The organism is Streptomyces speibonae, from assembly GCF_984686075.1.
This window is the reverse complement of sequence record NZ_OZ480260.1, coordinates 1,564,852-1,583,505: the sequence shown is the minus strand read 5'-3', so window position 1 is coordinate 1,583,505 and position 18,654 is coordinate 1,564,852. Positions and strand designations below refer to the sequence as shown.

Genomic DNA, 18,654 nt, shown 5'->3' with positions numbered 1-18,654 from the left:
ACAAACTGTTGACGTGAGGTGCGTGACGGCGTTCACTGTCGGCACGCCCGTTCGCAGCACACGGCCGCTCGCGGCCACGGAGGCTCCCGTGACGTCGACTTCCACGCCCCCGGGCCTGGCCCGGTTCAACGCCCTGGAGGAGCACGCGGCGCTCGCCCGGCTCCTCGAGGCCTGCGCCTCCACCGCCTGGGCACGGCGGCTGCTCGCCGCCCGGCCCTACGCCACCGCCGACGACCTGTACGCCGCCGGCGACGCCGCCATGGCGGAGCTGACCACGGCCGACCTGGAGGAGGCGATGGCCGGGCACCCCCCGATCGGCCGCCCCAGGCCGGGCGACCCGGCCTCGGCCCGGGAGCAGCGCGGCATGGCCGGCGCCCCGGACGGACTCAAGGCCGAGATGCTCGAACTGAACCTGGCCTACCAGGAGAAGTTCGGCCATGTGTTCCTCATCTGCGCCACTGGCCGGACCGCCGAGCAGATGCGCGACGCGGTCAGGGAACGCCTCGGCAACGCGCCGGAGCGGGAGCGCGAGATCGTCCGCACCGAACTGGGGAAGATCAACCGCATCCGTCTGGCCCGTCTCGTCGACGCCGAAGAGGACTGACGCACATGAGCACCGACACCACCGCCTCCGTGTCCACGCACATCCTGGACACCAGCGCCGGCCGCCCCGCCGAGGGCGTCGCCGTCCGTCTCTCCGCCCGCCCGGGCCGGGACACGGACTGGACGGCACTCGGCGGCTCCGTGACCGACGCGGACGGGCGGTGCAAGGACCTGCCGGCCCTGCCGGAGGGAACCACCCACGTACGGCTGGACTTCGCCGTGGAGCCGTACTTCGAGAAGAAAGACGCCGAGAAGCAAGCCGATGCGCAGCAGGACGCCCCCGCGAACCGGGACAGCGGCGCCGGAGCGTTCTTCCCGGAGGTGGCGATCACGTTCGCCGTCGTCCCGGGCGAGCACTACCACGTACCGCTGCTGCTCAACCCGTTCGGCTACTCCGTTTACCGAGGGAGCTAGCACACCATGCCCACGATCCTGGGACAGAACCAGTACGGCAAGGCCGAGAACCGAGTCGTAAAGATCACGCGGGACGGCGCCACCCACCACATCAAGGACCTCAACGTCTCCGTCGCCCTCTCCGGCGCCATGGAGGAGGTCCACTACTCCGGCTCGAATGCCAACGTCCTGCCGACCGACACCACCAAGAACACGGTGTTCGCCTTCGCCAAGGAGCACGGCATCGAGTCGGCCGAACAGTTCGGCATCCACCTCGCCCGCCACTTCGTCACCTCGCAGGAGCCCATCCACCGGGCGCGCATCCGCATCGAGGAGTACGCCTGGGAGCGCATCGGGACCTCCGGCGCGCACTCCGGGTCCGCCGGCGCCGACGAGGCCAGGCACTCCTTCGTCCGCAAGGGCCAGGAGACCCGGCTGACCCAGATCACCTACGACGGCGAGCGGTGGGAGGTCGTCTCCGGCCTCAAGGACCTCACGGTGATGAACTCCACCGACTCCGAGTTCTGGGGCTACATCAAGGACAAGTACACGACGCTCAAGGAGGCCTACGACCGCATCCTCGCCACCTCGGTCGCCGCCCGCTGGCGGTTCGGCTGGACCGACGACGAGCAGCCGATGCCGGACTGGGAGCAGTCCTACGAGCAGGTCAGGAAGCACATGCTCCAGGCCTTCGCCGAGACCTACTCGCTCTCCTTGCAGCAGACGCTGTACCAGATGGGCGCGCGGGTCATCGACCGCCGCGACGAGATCGACGAGATCCGCTTCTCCCTCCCCAACAGTCACCACTTCCTGGTGGACATGGAGCCCTTCGGGCTGAAGAACGACACCGCCGACGGAGCCGTGTACGTCGCCGCCGACCGCCCCTACGGCCTGATCGAGGGCACCGTGCTCCGGGACGGCTGCGAGGCGCGGATCCCCGTGGACCTCACCAACCTCTGACCGCACCGCACCCACATTTCGGCACCCGTGGCCGGGGAACACGGAGCAGCGCACCACCTCACGCACCGCCCCGGCCACGGCACTCAAATCTCCCAGGGTCCTGCCGTGCCCACTCCACGTAGCCGAAAGGGACGCACCATGGCAGCAGACCGGCGCATCGTCATCGAGAACTGCGCGATCGCGACCGTCGACGCGAAGGACACCGAGTACGCCTCCGGGCACCTCGTCCTCGCCGGCCACCGCATCGAGGCACTCGGCGCGGGCCCGGCCCCCGAGGGCCTGGAGAACGTCGAACGCCGGATCGACGCCACCGGGCACCTGGCGACCCCCGGCCTGGTCAACACCCACCACCACTTCTACCAGTGGATCACCCGGGGCCTGGCCACCGACCACAACCTGTTCGACTGGCTCGTCGCCCTCTACCCCACCTGGGCCCGCATCGACGAGCCGATGGTGGACGCGGCGGCGCGGGGCTCCCTCGCGATGATGGCCCGCGGCGGCGTCACCACCGCCATGGACCACCACTACGTCTTCCCGCACGGCTCCGGCGACCTGTCCGGCGCCATCATCGGCGCCGCCCGGGACATGGGCGTGCGCTTCACCCTCGCCCGCGGCTCCATGGACCGCAGCGAGAAGGACGGCGGACTGCCCCCGGACTTCGCCGTCGAGACCCTCGACGACGCCCTCGCCGCCACCGAGGAGACGGTACGCCGGCACCACGACCCCTCCTCCGACGCCATGACGCAGGTCGCCGTCGCACCCTGCTCGCCCTTCTCCGTCTCCACCGAACTGCTGCGCGACGGGGCCGAACTGGCCCGCCGGCTCGGCGTACGGCTGCACACCCACGGCTCGGAGACCGTGGAGGAGGAGAAGTTCTGCCACGAGCTGTTCGGCATGGGCCCGACCGACTACTTCGAGTCCACCGGCTGGCTCGGCGAGGACGTGTGGATGGCGCACTGCGTCCACATGAACGACTCCGACATCGCCGCCTTCGCCCGCACCCGCACCGGCGTCGCCCACTGCCCGTCCTCCAACGCCCGGCTCGCCGCCGGCATCGCCCGCGTGCCCGACATGCTCGCGGCCGGCGTCCCGGTCGGCCTCGGCGTGGACGGCACCGCCTCCAACGAGTCCGGCGAACTCCACACCGAACTGCGCAACGCCCTGCTCGTCAACCGGCTCGGCGCCCACCGCGAGTCCGCCCTGAACGCACGGCAGGCGCTGCGGCTCGGCACCCATGGCGGCGCCCAGGTGCTCGGCCGGGCGGCCGAGATCGGCTCGCTGGAGCCGGGCAAGCTCGCCGACCTGGTGCTGTGGCGGATGGACACCCTCGCCCACGCCTCCATCGCCGACCCGGTGACCGCGCTGGTGTTCGGCGCGGCGGCGCCGGTCACCGCGTCCTTCGTGCACGGCCGGCAGATCGTGGAGGACGGGCGGCTGCTCACGGCCGACGAGGACGCCATCGCCCGCGCCACCCGAGACGAGGCGCGGCGGCTGGCGCGCATCGCCGCGCGGAACTGAACCCCCTGTGATGTCTCCGGCCGGGAGGGACGGCTCCCGGCCGGAGGCCGCGGACCCCGCACCGGGGCCCGCGGCGGCCGTCTCCGGGCGAGTACGTCCCGGAGACGGCCCCCGTCCCCTCCCGTCCCCCGGTCCCGCACGACCACCAAGCACCACCTCCTTGAAACCCACGCCCGCCCCGACGCGGCCGTGTACCCGACCGGAGGAGAGCCGCAGTGGCCGACCACCCCGTTGACGAGAAACTTCCCGCGCTCAAGATGGCGACGACCGGCCTGCAACACGTGGCCGCCATGTACGCGGGTGTCGTCGCCCCACCCCTGATCGTCGGCGCGGCCATCGGTCTCACCGGCACCGAACTCACCTTCCTCACCGGTGCGTGCCTGTTCACCGCGGGCCTCGCCACCTTCCTGCAGACGATCGGCGTCTGGAAGATCGGCGCCCGGCTGCCCTTCGTCAACGGCGTCACCTTCGCCGGTGTCGCCCCGATGACCGCGATCGTCGCCGCCACCGACGACACAAAGGACGCCCTGCCGGTCATCTTCGGGGCGGTGATCGTCGCCGGCCTCCTCGGCTTCCTCGCCGCGCCCTTCTTCAGCAAGGCGGTCCGCTTCTTCCCGCCGGTCGTGACCGGCACCGTCATCACCCTCATAGGCGTCTCGCTGCTGCCGGTCGCCTTCGGCTGGGCGCAGGGCTCCAGTCCCTCGGCGCCCGACTTCGGTTCGGCGACCAACCTGGGCCTGGCCGGCGCCACCCTCGTGATCGTCCTGCTGCTGCGCCGCTTCACCCGCGGCTTCGTCAAGCAGATCGCCGTCCTGCTCGGCATGGTGGCCGGCACCCTGCTCGCCATACCGTTCGGCGTCACCGACTTCTCCCCGGTGGCCGACGCGGACATCGTCGGCTTCCCGACCCCGTTCCACTTCGGCGCACCGCAGTTCCAGCTCGCCGCGATCCTCTCGCTGTGCGTGGTGATGGTCGTCTCCATGACCGAGTCCACCGCCGACATGCTGGCGCTGGGCGAGATCGTCGACCGCCCCGCCGACGAGCGGACCATCGCGGCCGGGCTGCGCGCCGACACCCTCGGCTCGGCGGTCAGCCCGCTGTTCAACGGCTTCATGTGCAGCGCCTTCGCCCAGAACATCGGCCTGGTCGCGATGACGAGGATCCGCAGCCGGTACGTCGTCGCCACCGGCGGAGGCTTCCTGGTGCTGATGGGGCTGTGCCCGATGGCCGCCTCACTGATCGCCGTCGTACCGCGCCCGGTGCTCGGCGGAGCGGGTGTGGTCCTCTTCGGCTCGGTCGCGGCCAGCGGTATCCAGACACTGGTCAAGGCGGGCCTGGACAAGGACAACAACGTGCTGATCGTCGCCGTGTCCCTGGCCGTCGGCATCATCCCGGTCAGCGCGCCCGAGTTCTACCACGCCTTTCCCCAGACGGCCCGCATCGTCCTGGACTCCGGCATCTCCACGGGCTGTGTGGTCGCGGTCCTGCTGAACTACGTCTTCAACCACCTCGGCAACGGCCGCCGCGCGGCGGCCGATGTCACCCACCCGATGGAACCGGGAGAGGACCTCACGGGCGCGAAGGCCCCGGCCACGCCATGAGGTGGGCGAACAACTCGGCCTGCTCGATGGCGTCGTCCAGCGCGTGGTGTGTGTGCCGGCGCCGGGAGAGCAGCTCACGCGGCATGGTGCCCTTCGCCACCGCCCGCAGCGGCAGCCCCGCCTTGGTGGCGTAGAGCGTCTTCATGTCCAGACAGCCCGAGTGCCCGAAGGGACTGCAACCGGTGAAGCGGATCAGGTACCAGTACAGGAACGTCCAGTCGTACGCCGCCGGGTAGCCGCACATCACCGGCTGGGCACCGGCCCCCACCTCGCTCACCCAGTCGGTGAACTCCCGCATCGCCCGTTCCGGCTCGGCGCCCTCGGCGTCGAGCCGGTCCCGGTCCAGTCCGCTCACGGCGAGCGCCTCGGGCACGAAATCGACGCTGATCGGGCGCAGTTCCCGGTAGAACGTCTGCTCCTCGGGATCGGCCGCCCGGAACCCCTCCGCGTCCTGCACCCCGGCCACCGACGCGCCCAGGCTCAGCATCGAGTACGGCCCGGGGATGGGCCCGTCGGCCTCGATGTCGACGGAGATGTACCGGCTGGGCTTGATGCGTCGTGGGGCCATGGCACGGAAGGATCGCAGGCCGGGGCGCGCCCCCGCATCCGAATTCGCCTCGCGCGGGCGGTGTCAGACATCCCATGACGCTGGATGTCAAGTTGTGGCGAGGTTCGCGTGGTGGGCCCATGCTGTGGCCTCGCTGTAGTGAGTGCGGGTCTTGAGGCATCCGTGGAGGATGCCGACGAGTCGGTTGCCCAGCTGCCGCAGGGCAGGGTTGTAGTCCAAGTCGCGGGCGCGCTGTTTGTCGTAGTAGCGGCGGGCTCCGGGCGAGTTCTGCAGCGCGCAGAACGCCTGTCGCTGGAGAGCGTCGGCGAGCCGGTTGTTGCGGACGAAGCGGGCCTGGACGCTGTGGCTTTTGCCGGAGGCCCGGGTGATGGGGCTGGTGCCGGCGTAGTTCTTGCGGGCCTTCGCGGACGTGTAGCGGGTTGGGTCGTCTCCGAACTCGGCCAGCACCCGAGCGCCGGTGATCTCGCCGATGCCGGGCATCGACAGGTAGATCTCAGCGTCCGGGTGCGCCAGAAAATGCGTCTTCACCTGCCCCTCCAGGGCGTCTATCTGCTCGTTCAGAGTGATCATCAGCCGGGCGTGGGCGGTCACGGCGGCTGCGTAGGCATCGGCGACAGGAGCCGCGACGTTCAGTTGCGGCTCGCGCAGGGCGGCCTGGATGGAGGCGGCTCTCTGCTCCCGGTTGCGGCGCCGGTGCCGGGCGAGGACCGCGGTGATCTGTTGCTTCGTCAGCTTCGCCGCCTGCTCCGGCGTAGGTGCCTTGAGCAGCAGTTCCAGGGCGTCCGTGCTGGTCAGCTCCAGTCCCGCGTAGGCGGCGAGCGCGCCGGGGAAGTACTCGCGCAGCGTGCTGCGCAGCCGCTGGAAGGTGCGGGTGCGCTCCCAGATCAGCGTCTGGTGGGCACGGGCGACGACCTTGACGGACTGGGCCTGCTCGCTGTCTCCGGCGATCGGCCGCAACTGGGCACGGTCGATGCGGACCATGTCGGCCAGCGCGTGTGCGTCGCCCTTGTCGCTCTTGGCACCGGAGGTGCCGTACCGCTCCTTGAACCGGGCCGCTTGCCGGGGGTTGACCGCGTAGACCTGGTAACCGGCCGCGAGCAGGGCCTGGACCCACGGGCCGCGATCGGTCTCGATCCCGACCACCACCCCTCCCGGCTCCAGGTCCTCGCCGCCGTGCCGGGCGATCAGGGCGTGCAGCTTCGCGACGCCTTCGACCCCTTCCGGCAGCCGGGCGGCCCAGAGCCTTCGGCCCGAGTCGTCCTGGACCTCGACATCGTGATGGTCTTCGGCCCAGTCGTCGCCGACGAACAGCACCCGCTTCTCCAACCTCTCGACGTACACCGCGCGTGTGGCCCGCGGAAGACACAGCTCGCGCCCTAATGGATCCAGTGCTCACGCCCCACAACCCGGCGGGCACGCCATCCCATCAGCAGTCCGGCCTCCCGGCCGACCAGCAGGGGCACGGTCTGACACCAGAGCTCGAACGGCTCCGGCGACGAAAGTGCTCACCTGCTGGCGGCCACTCATCGAGTCTCACTCATGACCCGATGAGCCCCATTAGGCCGACCGGGCCGCGGCCACCTCGTCCCGTAGGCGCGGCAGCATGTCGTGGTACACGCCCGGGCAGAGCGTCGAGCTGTAGTCCTTGTGGCCGTAGATCTCCGTGGACGGGATGCCGTACCGGGCGCAGGTGTAGGCGCACAGGGTCACCAGGACCTCCCACTGGGCGGCCGGCGGCAGTGCGCCCGCGTGGTAGGCGCCCTCGCACGCGATGCCGATGGCCTCGTCGTTCTGCCCGGAGGTGTGGGAACCGAGCACGAAGGTGGTCCCGCCGGTGAGGGCCTGGAGACTGCCGTGCCGGCCCTCGGTGATCCAGCCGCCCCGGCTCACCAGGAAGTGGTAGCCGGTGTCCACCCAGCCGTTGTCGTCCAGATGGAGGTCCTGGACCCAGTGGGCGTGGGCGTGTGCCTGGGCGCGGGAGAAGTCGGTGGTGTTGGTGCTCACCGTGTGGTGGATCACGATCCGGCTCGGCCGGTACCGCAGGACGCTGACGGCGCCGTTCGGGGCGCGGGCGCCCCAGGCCGCGGTGCCGTCGATGTCCGGCTCGACCACGTCGGCGTCCCGCGCCTGCGCGGTGCCCGGCGCGGCGGTGACAGCGGCCAGGCCGGCCGCGCCGGCGATCATCAGGAGCCGGCGGCGGAGAGCGTTCTCGGGTTGCACGATCGCTCCTCGTGGGGGGGGAGGGTGTGGGGGGAGAGGGGGAGGCGGTGGAACCCGCGGCCGCCGGCCGCCGGCTCCACCGCGTGATCGCGTGGGTGCCGGGCTACCCCGTCACGTGTTGTTGGCGAGGGCCAGGAGCCGGGCGCGGGAGCCGTTGAACTGGTTGCGGTCCACGTTGCCCGAGACCCCGGAGACCGAACCGGTGCTGGTGTACTGCCACACCGTCCAGGTGGGGAATCCGCTGGGGATGGTCGGGGACGACGCGGAGGTCCAGTGCGCCACCCACAGCGGGCTCTTGGCGGACATGCCGGTCCAGTTGCCGGTGCAGGTGTTCCACCAGCTCGCCGTGGTGTAGATGACGACATCACGGCCCGTGCGCGACTTGTACGTGTTGTAGAAGTCGTTGATCCAGTTGCGCATCTGCGTGGTGGTCCGTCCGTAGCACATGGCGCCGTACGGGTTGTGCTCGATGTCCAGGACGCCGGGCAGGGTCAGGTTGTCGCGCGACCAGGCGCCGCCGTTGTTGACGAAGTAGTTCGCCTGGGTGGCGCCGCTGGAGACGTCGGGGCGGGCGAAGTGGTACGCGCCGCGGATCACACCGGCGTGGTAGGCGGCGGGGTAGTTGGTGTTGAACCGGTCGTCCTTGTAGCCGGTGCCCTCGGTCGCCTTGATCCAGGCGAACTGGATCCCGGAGCCGCGCACCGAGGTCCAGTTGATGCCGCCCTGCCAGTGCGAGACGTCGATGCCCTGCACACCGTCGGTCGGGGCCAGGGCGCCCAGCGACGGCTCTCCGGCCGGGATGCCCTCGTGGATGCGGGTGCCCACACCCATGTACGCCTCGCCGGGCTCGACGGCGGTCCGGTCCGGGCCGGGGGCCGGGGCGGCGGACGCGCCGCCGGCGGTGGTCAGGGTGAGGGCGAGAGCGGTGCCGAGGACGCCGAGCGCCGTGGCGAACCGTCTGCGGGGAGCTGCTAAGGGCCTGGGGAGAGAGAACATGGGGGACTTCCTCCTGACACATGTGGGGATGAGCGAAGGAGGTGACGTCGGCCGCTGCCACCTGGGCAGTGTTCCGTGATACCCGGGGCTGATTGACGTGCGCGCGTCATTAGTTACGCACGTAGATTCCAGGGCTGTAAAGAGCCTTCGTCCTTCTCTGGTGGTCTGGTCCACTGTAGGAGCGGATGGCCTGGAAACTTGGCAACCCGGCGGAGGAAACTTTCAGAAAGTGAAAGCCCGTCACAGTCCGAACAGGGCCGGATCCTTCGCCAGCTCCCGGAAGACCTTCCCCGGATCCGGCACCAGCTTGCGCCGCTCGAGGTCCAGCAGCCCGCCGACCGCCGTGATCTCCGCCGCCACGGTGCCGTCGGCCTTCGTGATCGTCTGCTCGATGGTGAACACCTTGCCGCCGCCCCAGCTGAAGGCGCAGGTCACATCGGCCTCGTCCCCGGCGAGCAGCTCACGCCTGTAGCGGATGGTCGTCTCCAGGGCGACCGGCCCCACCCCCTGCGCGATCAGACCGGACTGGGTGATCCCGGCCGCCTGGAGCAGCGACCAGCGTGCGTGCTCCGCGTAGTTGAGATACACGGCCTGGTTGAGGTGGCCCTGCACATCGGTCTCGTACCCCCGCACGGTCACCCGGACGGAAAACGGCTCACTCACTGCGTCTGTCCCCTTCACGCCTGCTCGGCCCGGCTCGTTGCCCTGCCCGCCGATAGTGGCATGCCCCTCACACCCGGCGCGGGGAGGCCAGCAGATAGCGCGTCCGCGTCCGCGGCTCCGTGTACTCCCCGGCCTGCCAGCCCGCCCGCTCCAGGGTGGCCGCGCAGGCCCGCAGCGCCGCGCCGTCCGGCTCGTACACCGCGACCGCCTCCGGCTGCGGGGTCTCCCGCACCCGGTAGCCGCCGTCCCCGGCACCGGGTCCGGCCGGGCGGTGCCCGGCGGCCTCCAGCGCGAGCGCGGCGGCCTGCACCAGATGCGTACGCTCCCAGCCGCACGGCCGGTCGGTGGCACCGTCGGGATGGGTCATCCGCCGCAGCTCCAGCATCCCCTGCCAGGCACCGCGCACCTCCCGCAGCCGGGCCGGCCCCGACGCGGGCGCGGAGGGCTCACCGCCGATCCGCGCGGCGAACACACCGGACGCGGCCGGCTCCGGAGCCGCCTCGGCCTCTGCCGCGGGGTCCGCCTCCCGGGCGCGGTGTCCCGCCGGGGTCAGGAAGTGATCGTGCGGCGGCCTCGGATGCCGGAACGCGAGCCCGTGCCTCACCAGCGCGGCGAGCTGCGCCGGCGTACCCCGCAGCCGCCCGGTGCCGGGATCGGCGGCGTCGATGAGCCGGCGCTGCGCGGCGGTGGGCGGCCGGGTCATCGGCGGGGCGCCTTCCCGTCCGGGCGGGTCGCGCGCAGCGACGCCAGGAGGCGCAGCCGGTCCGCGTCGGCGCTGCCCGGCTCGGCGGTGAAGACCAGCATGAACGGACCGGGCCTGCCGGGCAGCGGATAGGTGTCCCAGTCCAGGACGACCTCGCCGACCTCGGGGGCCCGGAAGGTCTTGGTGCCGCTGACCGAGACCCGTACGTCGTGCCGTGCCCACAGCCGCCGGAACTCGGCGCTGCGGATGGACAGTTCGCCGATGATCGCGGTGGCGCGCGGGTGGGTGGGGTCGGTGGCGACGGCGGCGCGCATCATGCCGATGTACTCCATGGCCTGCCGCTCCCAGTCCGGGCAGCTCCGCCCGCCGGTCATCATGTCGTCGAAGAGCAGGAGCAGCATGTTGAGCCGGTCGGGCGGGAGGTCCCCGGGGCTGCCGAGCAGCGCCTCCGCCATCGGGTTCCAGTCGAGCAGGTCGAGGTGACGGCCGAGCACCACCGCCGGGGTGTCCATCACCCGCAGCAGCCGCCGTGTGCTGTCCGGCACCTGCTCGGGACCGCGGTCCGGCCGGGCGGGCACCGGACGGCGGGCGGCACGGGCGAGGCCGAAAAGGTGCCTGCGTTCCGCGCCGTCGAGGCCGAGCGCGCCGGCCAGCGCGTCCAGGACCTCGTCGGACGGGCGCACCTCCCGGCCCTGCTCCATCCGCTGGTAGTAGTCGGTGCTCAGCCCGGCCAGCAGCGCCAGCTCCTCGCGCCGCAGCCCGGCGACCTTGCGCCGGCCGCCCGGCTCCAGACCGACGTCACGCGGGTGCAGTCTGGCGCGCCGGGCGCGCAGGAAATCTCCGAGCTCACGGGCGTACGGATGGGTCATGCCCCCAGTGTCCCCGCCCGCCGGGGCTTCAGGGTAGGTCCCGCAGACCTAGGGAAACCGGTACGACCGGACCGGCCCGCACCGCTCCTAGCGTCGTCGGCGCACCACCACCCACCCGCCGACATCCACAGGAGCACCCCATGGCCGGATGGACCGCCGACCGCATCCCCCACCAGCAGGGCCGGATCGCCGTCGTGACCGGCGCGAACTCCGGCCTCGGCCTGGTCACCGCCACGGAGCTGGCCCGCCACGGCGCCCGTGTCGTGCTCGCGGTCCGCAACGTCACAGCCGGTGAGGAGGCCGCCCGCCGGATCGGCGGCGACGTGGAGGTGCGCGAGCTGGACCTGGCCTCGCTCGCCTCCGTCCGCGCGTTCGCCGCGAAGCTGGCCGCCGACCATCCGGCGGTCGACCTGCTCGTCAACAACGCCGGCCTGGTGCTGCTCGGCCCGCGCCGTACCACCGCCGACGGCTTCGAACTGCACATCGGCACCAACATGCTGGGGCACTTCGCCCTGACCGGACTGCTGCTCGAAAGCCTGGCGGCGGGGCGGGAACCGAGGGTGGTCAATCTCAGCTCGATCACCCACAAGAACGCGCACCTCGACTTCGACGACCTGATGTCGGAGCGTGACTACGGGGCCGCCCCCGCCTACGGACGGTCCAAGCTCGCCACCACGGTCTTCGGCCTCGAGCTGGACCGGCGTCTGCGTGCCGCGGGATCACCGGTCGTCAGTACCCTGGCCCACCCCGGTCTCACCCGCACCAATCTGACTCCGCGCGCCTGGGAACACCGCGGCCGGCTCGGACAGGTGATCGCGCGGGGCGGGCTGCTGGTCACGCAGCCGGTGGAGCAGGGCGCGCTGCCGCAACTGCGCGCCGCGACCGATCCGGACGTGCGGGGCGGTGAGTTCTTCGGACCGGCCGGGTTCGGGGAGACACGCGGCCGGGTGACCGAGGCGCGGCTCAGCCGGGAGGCGGCCGATCCGGAGGTGGGCAGGCGCCTGTGGGCGGCGGCCGAGGAACGCACGGGCGTCAGCTACCTGTCAGCGGTCACCGGGCCGTGAGGGTGCCGGCCACCCAGTCGGCGAGCGACGTCAGGGTGGCCTCGACGCTGCCGACGGTGGCGTCGCGCAACCGGTCGAGGTCCTCGTAGGTGCTGCCCAGGACCGGGTCGTCGGCGAGCAGCTGCCAGGTCTGCGCCACCAGGGTCCCCGCGCCGGCCGCGGTGAACGTCCAGCGCCACTCGACCACGGGGACGGAGGCGGAGCCGAGTACGGTGAAGGCGAACGTGGCGCCGGGCCTGGCCACGGTGACCTGGGAACGGCTCTCCCACTCCCGGTCCGGCCCGCGGTTGCGGCCCCGGAACCAGGCGCCCTTCCGGGGTCCGGCGCCGTCCTCGTACTCGGCGTGCAGGGCGCTGGGGCTCCACTTGCTGATGTTCGACACGGTGGCGACCAGGTCGTAGACCCGGTCCGGGCGGGCTGCCACCCGGACGTGCCGGGTGAACCGGTAGGAGGAGACGTCGAGCGGCGTACGGGACATGGGATTCCTTCGTGCCGGAGGTGTCGGGTGAAGAGAAGGGCGCCGGGGCCGGCCGCGACCGACTCTGGAGGCCGTCGCCCGGGCGGGACCAGACCGGCTCCTGCCTATCCCTGACAGGTGCAGGCGGCGGGCCCGGCAGCCGCGCATACTGGCCCGCATGAACCGCAGATCACCGCTCGGCGAGTTCCTGATGGCACGGCGCGCACGGCTGAGCCCGGACGACGTCGGCCTGCCCCGGTACGGGGAGCGGCGCCGGGTGCCGGGCCTGCGCCGGGAGGAACTGGCGATGCTCGCGGGGGTCAGCGCCGGTTACTACACCCGGCTCGAACAGGGCCAGTCGCTCAACGCCTCGGCCGAGGTCCTCGACGCGATCGCGGCGGCCCTGCACCTGACGCCGGCCGAGCGGGAACACCTGCACGTGCTGTCCACGACGACAAGTGACCGCACCAGAGGGGGCACACCCCCCGAGGAACACGCCTCCGCCGATCTGCGGACGCTGCTGTCCGCCATGGGCCATGTGCCCGCCGTCGTCGTGGGCCGCCGCAACGACGCGCTGGCCTGGAACAGGGCCGGACACGCCCTGCTCGCCGGGCATCTGGACCCCGCCGCGCCCGACGACCCGGACACCCGGCCCAACCTGTCCCGGCTGGTCTTCCTGGACGCCCACACCCGCGCCCTCTACCGCGACTGGCCCGCCAAGGCCCGCGCGGTGGTCGGGAACCTGCGCATCATGACGGCCCGCAACCGCCACGACGGCCCCCTCGCCGCGCTGGTCGGCGAACTGGCGATCCACAGCCCCGAGTTCGCCGCGCTGTGGGCCGAACACACCATCGAGCCCTGCGGCCGCGACGTCTACGACCTGGCCCATCCGGTCGTCGGGGACCTGACCGTCACCCAGCAGACGTTTCACGTCCCGCAGGAACCGCACCAGTCCCTGGTCGCCTGCACCGTGGAGCCCGGATCCGCCTCCGCCACCGCACTGACGGTGCTGCACCAGGCATGCGGCATCGCCGAGTACCACGGCTGAGCGGCCGGCCGCGGGGCGCCCGCGACGATCAGCACGACGAGGGGCGCCCGGCGGGAGTACGTTCGCCGGCGTGCCACCGGCGCCGGCAGAGGAGGCCGCCGCGAGCGGCGGGTCCAGAAGGGCTCGGCGGACCGCTAGCCGGTGAACTCCGGCGGGCCGTAGGGCGTCCACCAGCTCAGCAGTCCCCAGATGCCGAGGGCGAGGGCGCCGGAGGCGATCGCCGCCGCGAGCCAGGGGCGGCGCAGCGCGCGCAGGGTGAGCAGCCACGCGGCGAGCGGCACGAGCGCGCCGCCGGCGGCGATGAGGGGGAGGTCGATATAGAGGACGCTCAGGTCCCGGTGCATGCCCTCGAACCCGCCGTGGATGTTCTCCCGCGCCCGCGGCGCCCAGGCGAGTACGGCGGTGACGGCGCCCGCGGCCGCGAGGAGCAGGCCCGTGCAGCCGGTTCTGTGTTCTCTCATAGTCCCCCCATACCATGATCGGACGCCGTCGCCGCCCGCACGGTTCCCTGGGTCCCTACTGCCGGTAGCCGCTCAGGAACCGGCCGATCCTGCCGATCGCCGCCTCCAGGTCGTCGGCGTGGGGGAGGGTGAGGATGCGGAAGTGGTCGGGGGCCGGCCAGTTGAAGCCGGTGCCCTGGACGACCTGGATCTTCTCCCGGAGCAGCAGGTCGAGGACGAACTTCTCGTCGTCGTGGATCGCGTGGACCGCCGGGTCGACGCGGGCGAACGCGTACAGGGCGCCCTTGGGCTTCACACAGCTCACGCCGGGGATCTCGTTCAGCTTCTGCCAGGCCACGTCGCGCTGCTCGCGCAGCCTGCCGCCCGGCGCGGTCAGCTCGCGGATGGACTGCCGGCCGCCGAGCGCGGCCTGGATGGCGTACTGGGCGGGCGCGTTGGCGCACAGCCGCATGGACGCCAGCATGGTCAGGCCCTCCAGATAGTCCTTCGCGTGCTGCTTGGGGCCGGTGATCACCAGCCAGCCGGAGCGGAAGCCCGCCACGCGGTACGTCTTGGACAGCCCGCAGAAGGTGAGGACGACCAGGTCGGGGGCGAGCGCGGCGGTCGAGTGGTGCACGGCGTCGTCGTAGAGGATCTGGTCGTAGATCTCGTCGGCGAACACCATCAGGCCGTGCCGGCGGGCCAGGTCGAGGATGCCCTCGAGGACCTCCTTCGGGTACACCGCGCCGGTGGGATTGTTGGGGTTGATGACGACCACGGCCTTGGTGCGGTCCGTGATCTTCGCGGCCATGTCGTCCAGGTCGGGGTACCAGTCGGACTGTTCGTCGCACAGGTAGTGGACCGCCTTGCCGCCGGCGAGGGTGGTCACCGCCGTCCACAGGGGGAAGTCCGGCGCGGGGATGAGGATCTCGTCGCCGTCCTCCACGAGGGCCTGGACGGCCATCGACACCAGTTCGGAGACGCCGTTGCCGAGGAAGACGTCGTCCACGTCCACCTCAAGGCCCAGGGACTGGTAGCGCTGGGCCACCGCACGGCGGGCGGAGAGGATGCCGCGCGAGTCGGTGTAGCCGTGCGCCCGGGGGAGCATCCGGATCATGTCCTGGAGGATCTCCTCCGGCGCCTCGAAGCCGAAGAGCGCGGGGTTGCCGGTGTTCAGGCGCAGCACGCTGTGCCCCGCCTCCTCCAGCGCGTTGGCGTGCTCGATCACCGGACCGCGGATCTCGTAACAGACCTCGCTGAGCTTGCTCGACTGCCGGAACTCCATGCGCCGCTTCCCCTCACGTCGTGTTGCTTGGTTTTACCAAGTGGGAGCTTGGATAGTCCAACAACATGTCTAGACTGCGTCGCATGTCACCTCGCCGAAGCTACGACCAGTACTGTTCCGCCGCGCGTGCGCTCGATGCCGTCGGCGACCGCTGGACCCTGCTGATCGTCCGCGAACTCCTCGCCGGGCCGCGGCGCTACACGGACCTGCACGCGGACCTGCCGGGCGTCAGTACGGACGTACTGGCCTCACGGCTGAAGGACATGGAGCGCGACGGCCTCGCCACCCGCCGCCGCCTCCCCCCGCCGGGTGCGGCCTACGTCTACGAACTCACCGCGCGGGGACGTGACCTGCTCCCCGTCCTCCAGGCCCTCGGCGCCTGGGGCGAACCCGAACTGGGCGAACGCCGCCCCACGGACGCGGTGCGGGCCCACTGGTTCGCCCTGCCCCTCCTCCGCGCCCTGGACGGCGAACCTGGCCTCGTCGAAGTCCACCTGGACGAAGGCCGCTTCCACCTCCACGCCGGCGCGGACGAGGGCCCCCTCTACGGCGACGGCCCGGCCCCCCGCACCCCCGACGCCGTCCTCACCCTCGACACATCCACCTGCACGTCCATCAGCCGAGGCGCGCTCACTCTCACCGAAGCCATCCGCACCCACCACGTGGCCGTAACGGGCGACAGCCCCCTGGCCAAGCGGCTCAGGGACGCGTGACGCCCGGCCGCGACCTCAGTTCCCCGCCCCGGAGAACTCCCGGGCGAGCTCACGGTGCCGGTCCGCCGCCCGCTTCACCTCGACCGGGCCGACGGCGGCCCCCGGCATGCCGCCCAGCCGCTCGGCCCACTCCGCGAGGCGCAGATGCTCACGCCGGGCATGCTCGCGGCACGCCAGACAGGTGACCCGGTCCGGACGCGGAGAGGTCATCGCGTAGGCCACCCGCACCCCGCATCCGGTGGTCACCTCGCCGGGCAGATCCCCCACGATCCCGAACGTGGACGCCAGCACCCCCCGAACGGAGGCGGCCTCCCGTCCCACGTCCGACGCGACATGAATGTGCGGATCATTCCCATCGGTCATCTCCCCATCATCCCCCTGCGTGTGACGGAGCCGAGTCGTGCGGGGCGCGGATGTGCAGAAGGCCCGCACCAAGGGCGGGCCTTCCGGTTGAGAGGGCTATGCGGATGGCGGCACCCGGGACGGGCGGCCCGGGCCGCGGGTGAGGCGGTAGCCGGCTACGCCGGCCAGGGCGGCCAGGGCGCCGCCCGCCGCGGTCCACAGCCAGCGGTCGGACCACCAGCCCGAGGTCCAGCCGTCCTCCGGCTCCAGACCGGCCAGCACGGCCGACGGCGAGTCGTCGTCGGCCTCCGCCTCCGGCCGCGAGGCGACACCCGGCACCAGCGGCTCGGACAGCGAGCCGTCCACCGCCGCCGCGCCGCCCATGTCCTTGGACTCGACCCGCAGTTCGGTGTCCACCGGCTGTCCCAGGTCGCCCGTGGACAGCCGCAGCACCGTGAGCCGGACGTAGTACGTGCCCGGCAGCGGATCGTTCGCCCACGGCTCCGACCAGGCACGGACCGTGCGCAGCACGCACTCCAGCTCCACGGAGGCCGCGTCCGTCCCGGCCGTGCGGGTCTGCGCGCCGTACTGGCACGCCTGGCGGCGCCGCAGACCGTCGTACACGTCGATCTGCCAGGTCTCCGCCGCGTGGCGCTCCGGCAGCTTCACGGTCGCCCGCACGGTGGGACGCTGCCCGGCGTCCGCCGGGAACGACCAGTACAGGTAGTCGCCCGTGGAGGCACGCGCGGTGGCGGTCTGCCCCTGCTCGACCTCCGTCGCCGTGCGGAAGGACGTGCCCGCGCGGGTGGGCGCTGCGTCGTCCCCCGACGCCTCGGGGGACGGGGAGGAGTCGGCCGCGGCGGGGGCCGCGGCGAGCCCGAGAGCGAGCAGGGCGGCACTCAGTACACGTACGGCACGCATCAGTTGGTCCTCCAGACAGCGAACCGCCAGCGGGACAGCCAGCCCCAGAGCAGACCGGCGACGAAACCGGTGAGGATCAGCGCGCCGAGCAGCCACCAGCCCCGGCCCAGACCGAAGGAGGCCACGTCGTCCGCGCCGTCCGGACCGTCCACGACGTCGACGGTCAGCTCCAGCGGCAGGCCCGGCGTGGTCTTCACCCCGGAGCCCGCCGCGAAGGAGTTCGTCACCACCAGGCAGACCACCTCGGCGGTCTGCTGGTCATCGTCGTCGTCCCGCTCCGGCTTCGGGTAACGCAGGCCGGTGGAGAGCATGTCCGTACGGCCGTTGCCCGCCGCCTCGCCGCGCACGATCTCGCGGCCGCGCACCGTGACCGCGCGCAGCAGCACACCGTGGTCGGGCCGCACCGCCCGGTCCGCCGCCACGCTCACCGAGGCACGCAGCTCCTGCCCGGCCCGCACGTCCACGCGGTACCAGCGCTGTGCGCCGAACTCCTCACGGTCGGTGTAGAGACCGGACTCGAGCGTCGGCGCCTTCGCGCACGAGTCGGCGCCCTGCGTGGCCACCGGCGTCACCACCGGCTCTGCCGCGCGGTCCACCAACTCGTTCACCCGGTCGGTGAGTTCGTCCTGGTGCTCGACCGAGGTGTACGTACCGCCGGTCGCCTCCGCGATGCAGCTGAGCTGCCGGCTGAGTTTGGCGTTCGGCACCAGGCCCAGGGTGTCGATGGTCAGGCCGATGCCTTTGGCGGCTATCTCGCGGGCCACCTCGCACGGGTCGAGCGGGGCGCAGGTGTCCTCGCCGTCGCTGATGAGGACGATCCGCTTGGAGCCGTCGCCGCCCTCGAGGTCGTCCGCCGCCTCCAGCAGGGCCGGGCCGATCGGTGTCCAGCCGGTGGGAACCAGCGTGGCCACCGCCGTCTTGGCCTCCGTCCGGTCCAGCGGGCCGACCGGGTAGAGCTGCGCGGTGTCCTTGCAGCCCTCCTTGCGGTCGTCGCCGGAGTAGTCGGCACCGAGCGTGCGGATGCCCAGCTCGACCTCCTCCGGCGTCGCGTCCAGCACCTCGTTGAACGCCTGCTTCGCCGCCGCCATCCGGGACTGTCCGTCGATGTCCTTGGCCCGCATCGAGCCGCTCACATCGAGGACGAGGTTCACCTTGGGCGCGTCCTTGCCCGTGGGTTCATCGGCGGCCGCCCCGGCCGGGAGGGCGAGCCCGGCCGTCAGTGCGGCGAGCAGGGCGCACACGCCTGCCACCGGCCGTTTTCTTCTGATCATCGGCGGATCCTAGTGATCA

General features: G+C 71.9%; 21 protein-coding genes. 8 read left to right on the top strand and 13 right to left on the bottom strand.

All coding sequences use genetic code 11. The features are described 5' to 3' along the window. Positions 1–88 precede the first annotated feature (88 nt). The 5 genes from uraD (at position 89) to AC5L3C_RS06935 (ending at position 5,075) form a co-directional block, all read left to right on the top strand. Complete coding sequence (gene uraD / locus AC5L3C_RS06955; protein ID WP_493647663.1) at positions 89–604, top strand: 2-oxo-4-hydroxy-4-carboxy-5-ureidoimidazoline decarboxylase; 516 nt, start codon at positions 89–91, stop codon at positions 602–604. Positions 605–609: 5 nt separating this feature from the next. After that, on the top strand, positions 610–1,017 hold the full coding sequence (uraH, locus tag AC5L3C_RS06950) for a hydroxyisourate hydrolase (RefSeq protein ID WP_493647661.1): 408 nt from the start codon (positions 610–612) through the stop codon (positions 1,015–1,017). Between the two features lie 6 nt (positions 1,018–1,023). Continuing rightward, positions 1,024–1,956, top strand: a complete 933-nt coding sequence (gene pucL, locus AC5L3C_RS06945) for a factor-independent urate hydroxylase (protein ID WP_493647659.1) — start codon at positions 1,024–1,026, stop codon at positions 1,954–1,956. Positions 1,957–2,094: 138 nt separating this feature from the next. After that, positions 2,095–3,474: an 8-oxoguanine deaminase gene (locus AC5L3C_RS06940; protein WP_493647657.1), complete on the top strand. Its 1,380-nt coding sequence runs from the start codon at positions 2,095–2,097 to the stop codon at positions 3,472–3,474. A gap of 215 nt (positions 3,475–3,689) precedes the next feature. Continuing rightward, positions 3,690–5,075, top strand: coding sequence for a nucleobase:cation symporter-2 family protein (locus AC5L3C_RS06935; protein ID WP_493647655.1), 1,386 nt, complete (start codon positions 3,690–3,692; stop codon positions 5,073–5,075). Here AC5L3C_RS06935 and AC5L3C_RS06930 read toward each other — a convergent pair. The 7 genes from AC5L3C_RS06930 to AC5L3C_RS06900 form a co-directional block, all read right to left on the bottom strand. After that, the gene (locus AC5L3C_RS06930) at positions 5,044–5,643 is read right to left on the bottom strand and encodes a 3'-5' exonuclease (protein ID WP_125503333.1); all 600 of its coding nucleotides are present in this window, start codon (positions 5,641–5,643) and stop codon (positions 5,044–5,046) included. The genes AC5L3C_RS06935 and AC5L3C_RS06930 overlap by 32 nt on opposite strands. 87 nt (positions 5,644–5,730) lie before the next feature. After that, complete coding sequence (locus AC5L3C_RS06925) at positions 5,731–6,957, bottom strand: IS110 family RNA-guided transposase (RefSeq protein WP_124288405.1); 1,227 nt, start codon at positions 6,955–6,957, stop codon at positions 5,731–5,733. Positions 6,958–7,200: 243 nt separating this feature from the next. After that, positions 7,201–7,827, bottom strand: coding sequence for a peptidoglycan recognition protein family protein (locus tag AC5L3C_RS06920; RefSeq protein ID WP_493653758.1), 627 nt, complete (start codon positions 7,825–7,827; stop codon positions 7,201–7,203). 147 nt (positions 7,828–7,974) lie between these two features. Beyond that, complete coding sequence (locus AC5L3C_RS06915) at positions 7,975–8,859, bottom strand: lysozyme (RefSeq protein ID WP_125503332.1); 885 nt, start codon at positions 8,857–8,859, stop codon at positions 7,975–7,977. A gap of 240 nt (positions 8,860–9,099) precedes the next feature. Continuing rightward, positions 9,100–9,522, bottom strand: a complete 423-nt coding sequence (locus AC5L3C_RS06910; RefSeq protein WP_493647653.1) for an acyl-CoA thioesterase — start codon at positions 9,520–9,522, stop codon at positions 9,100–9,102. A gap of 67 nt (positions 9,523–9,589) precedes the next feature. Next, positions 9,590–10,225, bottom strand: coding sequence for a hypothetical protein (locus tag AC5L3C_RS06905; RefSeq protein WP_493647651.1), 636 nt, complete (start codon positions 10,223–10,225; stop codon positions 9,590–9,592). Next, positions 10,222–11,094 carry a helix-turn-helix transcriptional regulator gene (locus AC5L3C_RS06900; protein ID WP_493647649.1) on the bottom strand — a complete coding sequence of 291 codons (873 nt, stop codon included), beginning with the start codon at positions 11,092–11,094 and terminating at the stop codon, positions 10,222–10,224. Before AC5L3C_RS06900 ends, AC5L3C_RS06905 begins: the two co-directional genes overlap by 4 nt. 140 nt (positions 11,095–11,234) lie before the next feature. Between AC5L3C_RS06900 and AC5L3C_RS06895 the strand changes: the two genes are divergently transcribed. Further along, positions 11,235–12,158, top strand: a complete 924-nt coding sequence (locus AC5L3C_RS06895) for an oxidoreductase (RefSeq protein WP_493647647.1) — start codon at positions 11,235–11,237, stop codon at positions 12,156–12,158. Here AC5L3C_RS06895 and AC5L3C_RS06890 read toward each other — a convergent pair. After that, positions 12,145–12,636, bottom strand: coding sequence for an SRPBCC family protein (locus AC5L3C_RS06890; RefSeq protein WP_493647645.1), 492 nt, complete (start codon positions 12,634–12,636; stop codon positions 12,145–12,147). The genes AC5L3C_RS06895 and AC5L3C_RS06890 overlap by 14 nt on opposite strands. Before the next feature lie 157 nt (positions 12,637–12,793). Between AC5L3C_RS06890 and AC5L3C_RS06885 the strand changes: the two genes are divergently transcribed. Continuing rightward, positions 12,794–13,663 (top strand): helix-turn-helix domain-containing protein, encoded by an 870-nt coding sequence (locus tag AC5L3C_RS06885; protein WP_493647643.1) that lies wholly within the window; start codon positions 12,794–12,796, stop codon positions 13,661–13,663. 134 nt (positions 13,664–13,797) lie between these two features. Here the strand turns inward: AC5L3C_RS06885 and AC5L3C_RS06880 are convergent, their stop codons facing one another. Together AC5L3C_RS06880 and AC5L3C_RS06875 are read right to left on the bottom strand one after the other, a co-directional pair. Further along, entirely contained in the window at positions 13,798–14,124 is a 327-nt protein-coding gene (locus tag AC5L3C_RS06880; protein WP_493647641.1) for a hypothetical protein, read from the bottom strand. A gap of 55 nt (positions 14,125–14,179) precedes the next feature. Further along, the gene (locus AC5L3C_RS06875) at positions 14,180–15,388 is read right to left on the bottom strand and encodes a pyridoxal phosphate-dependent aminotransferase (protein WP_493647639.1); all 1,209 of its coding nucleotides are present in this window, start codon (positions 15,386–15,388) and stop codon (positions 14,180–14,182) included. A gap of 83 nt (positions 15,389–15,471) precedes the next feature. Between AC5L3C_RS06875 and AC5L3C_RS06870 the strand changes: the two genes are divergently transcribed. Continuing rightward, the gene (locus tag AC5L3C_RS06870; protein ID WP_493647637.1) at positions 15,472–16,101 is read left to right on the top strand and encodes a winged helix-turn-helix transcriptional regulator; all 630 of its coding nucleotides are present in this window, start codon (positions 15,472–15,474) and stop codon (positions 16,099–16,101) included. Positions 16,102–16,116: 15 nt separating this feature from the next. Here AC5L3C_RS06870 and AC5L3C_RS06865 read toward each other — a convergent pair whose 3' ends face one another. The 3 genes from AC5L3C_RS06865 to AC5L3C_RS06855 form a co-directional block, all read right to left on the bottom strand. Beyond that, positions 16,117–16,464, bottom strand: a complete 348-nt coding sequence (locus tag AC5L3C_RS06865; protein ID WP_493647635.1) for a hypothetical protein — start codon at positions 16,462–16,464, stop codon at positions 16,117–16,119. A gap of 96 nt (positions 16,465–16,560) precedes the next feature. Continuing rightward, complete coding sequence (locus AC5L3C_RS06860; RefSeq protein WP_493647634.1) at positions 16,561–17,364, bottom strand: hypothetical protein; 804 nt, start codon at positions 17,362–17,364, stop codon at positions 16,561–16,563. After that, positions 17,364–18,635, bottom strand: coding sequence for a VWA domain-containing protein (locus tag AC5L3C_RS06855; protein ID WP_493647632.1), 1,272 nt, complete (start codon positions 18,633–18,635; stop codon positions 17,364–17,366). Before AC5L3C_RS06855 ends, AC5L3C_RS06860 begins: the two co-directional genes overlap by 1 nt. Between the last annotated feature and the right edge of the window lie 19 nt (positions 18,636–18,654).